At 61.9% G+C, this 6,544-nt stretch carries 8 protein-coding genes; 4 read left to right on the top strand and 4 right to left on the bottom strand.

From position 1 onward, the window contains the following. Positions 1 to 173 precede the first annotated feature (173 nt). A complete protein-coding gene (locus OU26_RS07510; RefSeq protein WP_237743739.1) occupies positions 174 to 1,007 on the top strand; it encodes an IS3 family transposase in 834 nt (277 codons plus the stop codon). A 163-nt stretch (positions 1,008 to 1,170) separates the two neighbouring features. On the opposite strand, the gene OU26_RS07505 is transcribed toward OU26_RS07510, so the two are convergent. Beyond that, positions 1,171 to 1,479 carry a helix-turn-helix domain-containing protein gene (locus OU26_RS07505; protein ID WP_026646933.1) on the bottom strand — a complete coding sequence of 103 codons (309 nt, stop codon included), beginning with the start codon at positions 1,477 to 1,479 and terminating at the stop codon, positions 1,171 to 1,173. Then, positions 1,476 to 1,841, bottom strand: a complete 366-nt coding sequence (locus tag OU26_RS07500) for a type II toxin-antitoxin system RelE/ParE family toxin (RefSeq protein ID WP_026646934.1) — start codon at positions 1,839 to 1,841, stop codon at positions 1,476 to 1,478. The genes OU26_RS07505 and OU26_RS07500 overlap by 4 nt, the downstream gene beginning before the upstream one ends. A 330-nt stretch (positions 1,842 to 2,171) precedes the next feature. Between OU26_RS07500 and OU26_RS10220 the strand changes: the two genes are divergently transcribed. After that, positions 2,172 to 2,345 carry a hypothetical protein gene (locus OU26_RS10220; RefSeq protein ID WP_155809203.1) on the top strand — a complete coding sequence of 58 codons (174 nt, stop codon included), beginning with the start codon at positions 2,172 to 2,174 and terminating at the stop codon, positions 2,343 to 2,345. A gap of 129 nt (positions 2,346 to 2,474) precedes the next feature. Here OU26_RS10220 and OU26_RS07490 read toward each other — a convergent pair whose 3' ends face one another. Both OU26_RS07490 and OU26_RS07485 read right to left on the bottom strand, forming a co-directional pair. Then, positions 2,475 to 2,837, bottom strand: a complete 363-nt coding sequence (locus OU26_RS07490) for an FxLYD domain-containing protein (protein WP_026646936.1) — start codon at positions 2,835 to 2,837, stop codon at positions 2,475 to 2,477. A 51-nt stretch (positions 2,838 to 2,888) separates the two neighbouring features. Continuing rightward, the gene (locus OU26_RS07485; RefSeq protein WP_026646937.1) at positions 2,889 to 3,179 is read right to left on the bottom strand and encodes a hypothetical protein; all 291 of its coding nucleotides are present in this window, start codon (positions 3,177 to 3,179) and stop codon (positions 2,889 to 2,891) included. Between the two features lie 77 nt (positions 3,180 to 3,256). Here OU26_RS07485 and OU26_RS07480 point away from each other — a divergent pair, with 77 nt between their 5' ends. Then, positions 3,257 to 4,633, top strand: a complete 1,377-nt coding sequence (locus OU26_RS07480) for a helicase-related protein (RefSeq protein ID WP_160257606.1) — start codon at positions 3,257 to 3,259, stop codon at positions 4,631 to 4,633. A 100-nt stretch (positions 4,634 to 4,733) separates the two neighbouring features. Continuing rightward, the gene (locus OU26_RS07475) at positions 4,734 to 6,407 is read left to right on the top strand and encodes a DUF262 domain-containing protein (protein WP_051591948.1); all 1,674 of its coding nucleotides are present in this window, start codon (positions 4,734 to 4,736) and stop codon (positions 6,405 to 6,407) included. The last annotated feature ends 137 nt before the right edge of the window (positions 6,408 to 6,544 follow it).

Raw genomic sequence — 6,544 nt, 5'->3', positions numbered from 1 at the left:
ACTCGGCTCACATCACATTGAACACAAACACGCGACAACGGCTCCACCCGGGCCGCGGACAACCGCACGCCCGAGCGGAACGAGCTGATCGAGCCGAGGAGGCGCAACAGGCAGTTGGAGATGGAGGCGGACGTTTCAGAACAAGCGGCGCCGGTATTCGCACGAAGGCAGGCGTGATACGGGCCAACGCCGCCCGCTGCCCGATATCGGCGCGATGCAGGATACTGGGCGTTCCCCGTTCCACCTACTACTGGATGATCGGGCATCCCGGGACGGAGCGTGCGGATCCGATCGCCGGCGACGTGCGCGCGGTCCGGCGCGACAGTCGCGAACGCTACGGCGCCAGGAAGATCAAGGCCGCCCTGGAGCGGAGGGGCGTCACCGCCTCCAGGAGACGCATCGGCGGCATCATGCGCGAACAGGGCATGACGAGCGCGTACGCGCGCAAGCGGCCCAAACCGCACAAGACACGGGCCGACGAGGCCGGACTCGCGAACCTGCTGGACCGCGAGTTCGACGGCTATGCCCCACGCACGCATCTGGCGAGCGACCTGACGTACGTGAGAGTCGGGGACGGATGGGCGTACGTGTGTCTGCTGGTCGACCTGGCGGACAGGGGCATCGCCGGCCATTCCGTCGGACGGACCCGGAACGCGGGCCTGGTGCTGGGCGCGTTCGCCACCCTCGGCTTCCCGCTGACGGATATTCAGGTGTTCCACACCGACCGGGGCGGCGAGTTCGACAACACGAGGATCGACGAGCTGCTTCGCGTGTTCGGCATCAAGCGGTCGCTGTCGCGCAAGGGCAACCCCTACGACAACGCCGTGGTCGAGTCGACGAACAGGCTGTTGAAGAAGGAGCTCGTGTACCGGAACCACTACACCACGATCGAGCGACTGAGGCGCGACCTCAACGACTACGTGTGGTGGTCCGACAACCAACGACTCCACTCCACCCTCGGATACCGGAGTCCAAAAGAATTCACCGAACAAGGACTCGTCCTCTAAGGAACTGTCCAACACACCGTTGCCAATCCATCGAGGGCTAGGTAAAGGAAAGGCCCACGGCCTTATAGATAAGGTCGTGGGCCCTGGGCGCGGGACGACATGGGGACTTTCATGATCTTCCCGCCGCGTGCCGACCAACCGGGGATGGCGCCGGATGCGGGTCTCAGACGAGCCGCAGCTCCTTGCCTCCGGGCAGGGAGGCGGTGACGTGCAATGTTCCGCCGATGCCTTCGAGATAGCGTTTCAGCGTGTCCACCTTGATGTGGTCCACGTCGCCCGACTCGATGACGCTTATCCTCTTCTGGCTGACCCCCAGGGCCTGCGCCAATCGCTTCTGGGTGACGTGTTCGGCCTTGCGGGCCTCCTTGAGCTCGTAGAGCCGGATCTCCTCCAACATGCGCCGTTTCTCGGCGTCGACCTCGTCGCGGGTGATGCCGCTGTCGGCCATGAACTGCTCCGGTGTGTAGCTCATCGGTCCGTCTCCTTTCCGTACCGCTCCTCCAGCCATACGAGATAGCGCCGTTCGGCTTCAGGTATGGCCTTCCGATACCATTTGTCCCATTTCCGCTGCTTGTCTCCGCCTACCAACATGATCGCCTTCCGCTTCGGATCGAACACGAACAGTATGCGCACCTCGCTTCTGCCGGAAGATCCGGGCCTGAGCTCCTTCATCGAGGGGATGAGGCTCGACCCTTTTATCTTGCCGACTATCGGACGTTTGAGGTCAGGCCCCTGCTCCTCCAGCAATGACACGGCGGCGAGTATCTGCACCCGCGATTTATGGTCAAGCGTGTTCAGCCAATCGGCTATGGGTTCCAATTCAACTTTCCACACACCCACAAATATACCCTATAAGGTATGTCTCCGCAAATCGGCGAAACAGCAAGGACATACCGCAAAAACCACACGAGAACACATCGCCAAAGGCGACGCCCCACACCCGAGGCCGCATGGTATCCGGCACCGGCCCCGCGGACGACAAGGCATGACGGCATCACGGGCGAACGCATGGGAGAAAAGACCGAAACAACGCTAGAGTGGACGGCATGGGAGGATGATTGGTCATGCCAGAGCGAACCGCCGCGACGCATAGCCTTCCCTGATCGGGCTGCGACACCGCAATTCCGAAAACAGCCTGTCACGGTTTGCAGGTCGGCGGAGAACGTGCCCTGTTACATCGAGCTCGCCGATGCCAATCAGGAGGTCCAACCCGACCCCTCCATTGGCATCCTGGAGGGCTTCCGGCTTGTCGATGAGGAGAGCCCGGTCACTTTGGAGTTCACCGGCGGATTCGACAAGTCCGGCCAGAAGTTCATGCACACGTTCACACTGCGATAGCTCTGACCCATACGAGCGTCGGAATCATCCTTTTCCAGCTCCCCGTGTCCACCCCATCGCCCACGTGAAAAAACGCCCGCATCCCGCCTTTCGGCATGGGTGCGGGCGTTTGGCGCCTTCGGACGCCATCTATCGCAGGTCGAGCGGTGCGCCGTCGACGGCGAGCTCGTAGAGCTTGCCCGCCGAATCGCTGGGCTCCCAGCTAACCCCGGTGACCTTGACCTTGACGCCCTTCTCCAACTGGTCCGGGGAGACGATGTAGGAGGCGGCCCAGGTGCCGCCCGCCGGCGTCGGCGACTGCGCCTGGGGGTAGGTCTCGCCCACGCTGTTGCCGTCCTTGTCGAGGATGGCGATCGTGGCGCTCAGATGGTAGACGGTGGACTTCAGACCGTTCCTGATGGTGAACGTGCCCTGCGCGTACCCGTCGCCATCCACGCCGTCGCTATGGCTGTCCACGATGATGAAGTAGTCGAAGTCCGGCGCCGCCTCCATGCCCAGGACCTTACGGAGCCCGACGCTTGGACTCTCCGATGACGCGGTGGCCTAGATGGCGTCCATCTCGTCGATGGTCGCGCATTCCGCGTACTTGCCGAAGTCGACGGCGTCGGCGGAGAAGTCCCTGGCCGTGGCCTTCGCGTACTTCTCCGCATCCTTCGGCCATACGGCCTTGCCCATCTTCACGGCGGCGGCCTTCGCCTCCTTGGCGACCTTGGCGGCCGCGTCGGACGCGGCCACGCCGTCATGGCTGTAGTATTCCAGATTGAATTCATCCATGGCGTCGTTGAACGGCTTGACCAGCTCCTCGTAGTACTTGGCGGACTCCTTGCGCGTCATCAGCTTGGCGGACGTGCCAGCGGACGAATCCGCAGCCTTGGCGCCGTTCCCCGATGTGCCCGCGGCCGTGCCGCATCGTGGTGATTTGCCCCAAGAACGGCTTCGAATCGTGGGAGAAGGAATGGGTTGCCACCTTCGGCGAGAAGCTGCCTTTGAGCTGCTTCTCGCTGGGAGACCCCGCCATAGCGGCAATGTCGACCGAGCGCAGGCGAAACGCGCTGTCGCTCGACAGCGGCGCATGCAACCTGTTCACGTTCAACTACGAGTCGCTCTCGGGCTACGTGCGGGAGCTGCACGCCATCATCCCCGACCAGACCCTGCTCGTCTTCGACGAGGTGCACCGGGTGAAGGCCATCGGCGGCAGGCGCGCGGAAGCCGCGCTCGAGGCGGCCGACGGTGCTAAGTTCGTGATCGCCCTTACGGGAACGCCCATCCCGAACACCTACCAGGACATCTACAACCTGCTGCACATCCTGTACCCCGATGACTATGACACGTTCTTCGGCTACGAACCGGGCGAGCTCCGCGCGCCCGATGCAGACCTCCAGGCAAGCCTCAACGACAGCCTGGCACCCTTCTTCTGCCGAACGAACAAGGACGAGCTCGGCGTGCCGCGCCCGGAGCCCGACGAGATTGTAGAGATCGAAGCGACGCCCGACGAGGACACGCTGCTGCGCGTCCTGTACGCGTCTTGCCCCAACGCGCTCGCGAGGATCATACGCACCCTGCAGCTCGAGAGCGATCCCGAGATGCTTTGCTCAGCCGTGGACCCAGGCGACCTCGAGTACGTGCTCGACCAGGTCGGCGACGACTACTCGGATATCGACTACGTCGACTTCTCTCAGACGTTCTACGAGGCCATCGAGCGAAGCCGCCCGAGCTCGAAGCTCGTGGCGTGCGAGCGGCTCGTGGAGCGCATCGTCGCCGAAGGCCGCCCCGTCATAGTATGGTGCATCTTCGTCCGCAGCATCGCCAACCTCCGCCGCGACCTCGCCGCCATGGGGATTCCGGCAGAGGCGATCTACGGCGCCACGCCACAGGAAGAGAGGCGCGAGATTCTGAACGACTTCCGCGCGGGGCGCTTCAGGGTGCTCGTGACCAACCCGCAGACGCTTGCCGAGTCGGTCTCCCTGCACAGCGTCTGCCACGACGCGGTGTATTTCGAGTACAGCTATAACCTGGTGCACCTGCTGCAGTCGAAAGACCGCATACACCGCCTTGGCCTGCCCGACAATCAGAAGACGCGCTACTACTTCATGCGCGAAAAGTTCATGCGCGACGGCAGGGAGCTATCCCTCGATGCCGTAATCTACAATCGCTTGAAGGAGAAGGAGCAGACGATGCTCGACGCCATCGACCGCGGCTGCCTCGAGGGCGGCCACCTCGATGACGAGGACCTGCGCATCATCTTCGAGCGCCTGCTGGGAGAAGATGCCAAGAGCCTGGAATACTAAGAGGCCGAATGGCGCATTGACGATATTGGCTCATAAGTGATAACTGCGAAGGATAGATAGGGCTTTAAGGATGGATGCAGGAAAAGCAACGATAAGCGGCGTGTTCAACGGATCGCGCCTGCTCGAAATACCCTTCTACCAAAGGGCGTACGTCTGGGGAGAAGAGCAGTGGGAGCGCTTCCTCGGCGACATGGAGTTCGTCACCGCCTCGAAGCGGCCCTACTTCCTGGGCTCCATCATCCTGAAGCAGGAGTCTTCCGGCAATACCTGGTCGGAGGTATCCGAGGTGCGCACCGTCATCGACGGACAGCAGCGCCTCACCACCATGATTATCTTCTTCAAGGCGCTTTGCGCGAAAATCGGCGCCGGCAAGCTGTTCGAGCGGGACTTCATCCTTGAGACCGGCGACGTCGCTCTGAGCCACGGTAGATACGATAGAGACGATTTCAAGAAGGTCGTTGATGCCAAGGGCAGCGAGCCGATTGACGGCTCGTCGGCCATCATTGGCGCCTACAACTACTTCCTCAAAAACATCGACTCGGAACAGGTCGACAGGAACGCGATCAAGTCGAACGTTCAGTTCGTTTGCATCGATCTCACCGAGGGCGAAGACGAGCAGCAGATATTCGACACCATCAACTCGCTCGGGGTGCGCCTGACGACGGCGGAGCTCCTCAAGAACTACTTCTTCAACCACGAGAACGAGCAGGCGTTCAAGGAGTGCTGGGAAGATGTCTTCGAGCCCACGGCGGAGAAGAGGGAATATTGGGAGCAGGAGGTCGTTACCGGGCGCATCAAGCGCACGCTCGTCGATCTGTTCTTCGACGCGTTCCTCCAGATCCTGGTTCAGAACAAGGAGCGCGGCGTCACGACCGAGGACAAGCTCTTCTATTCGCGCACGTCCAACCTCTTCCAGTCCTACAAAGACTTCATCGCCAGGTACTGCGATGGGAGCAAAGATGAGGTGCTGGGTGCCATGAAGGCCTACGCCGAGGTGTTCGAGTCCACGTTCGACCCCACCTGTTGCGACAGGAACGTCTCCTCCGCGCCGTCCGCCGAGCGCATGAACGTGCTGATATTCGGTCTTAAGAATTCGACGCTCATCCCATACGTATTGTACGTCCGCAAGAACGTGGAATCGTCGGATGAGCAGGCGAAGATCTTCGCCACGCTCGAGAGCTACATCGTCCGCCGAATGCTGGTCAGGGCGACCACCAAGAACTACAACAGGCTGTTCACCTCGCTGATCCTAAACGAGGCAAAGGACGCCGCTGCGCTGAGGACTGCGCTTGCCGCCGACGCGGAGGCGACCACCTATATGCCGAGCGACCCCGAGGTGCGCGCCGCGTTCGGCGAGTCGTGCCTGTACAACCTCCAGTCCAAAGGCGTCCTCTATCTGCTGGAAAGCGCCATCAGACCGAGCATGAGCAGCACCGCGCTTCTCGGATTCAACCAGTACACCCTCGAGCATATGATGCCTAAAAAGTGGCGCAACAAGTGGGGAGCCCTTGATGACGAGGCTGCTACGCGAAGGGACAGGAAGCTCCTCACGTTCGGCAACCTCGCCATCATCACTCATTCGCTCAACGCCTCCATCCGCGATGCCGAGTGGGTCGTCAAGAAGCAAGGGAAAGGATATAAGGACGGTCTGGCGCTCTGCGCCGCCGGCCTCGCCACCATGGATGGCGTCCTGGAGAAGGAATCATGGGGCGAAGAGGACATCGACGAGCGCGCGGAGTGGCTTGCCGACAAGGCCCTGACCGTCTGGTCGTAGCCTCTCCCGCGCCCCATCCCGAAAATGCTCACGTCGTCGTTGACGCGGGCTTCAGGTGCCTCTGGCACAGCCGGGGGCACCTTCATTCGCGGCTCTTCCTCCGCTGGCGTATCAACCCCCTCGCCAAGCGCCAGGAA

The sequence above is a fragment of the Bifidobacterium ruminantium DSM 6489 genome, assembly GCF_000770925.1.
Lineage (GTDB): Bacteria > Actinomycetota > Actinomycetes > Actinomycetales > Bifidobacteriaceae > Bifidobacterium > Bifidobacterium ruminantium.
The sequence above is the reverse complement of the archived record's forward strand: the minus strand, read 5'-3'. Positions and strand labels throughout refer to the sequence as shown.

Excerpts from the sequence above, each read along its gene's own strand:
- OU26_RS07505 (WP_026646933.1), bottom strand. The coding sequence starts at position 1,479 with ATGAGCTACACACCGGAGCAGTTCATGGCCGACAGCGGCATCACCCGC.
- OU26_RS07490 (WP_026646936.1), bottom strand. The coding sequence starts at position 2,837 with ATGGAGGCGGCGCCGGACTTCGACTACTTCATCATCGTGGACAGCCAT.
- OU26_RS07485 (WP_026646937.1), bottom strand. The coding sequence starts at position 3,179 with ATGACGCGCAAGGAGTCCGCCAAGTACTACGAGGAGCTGGTCAAGCCG.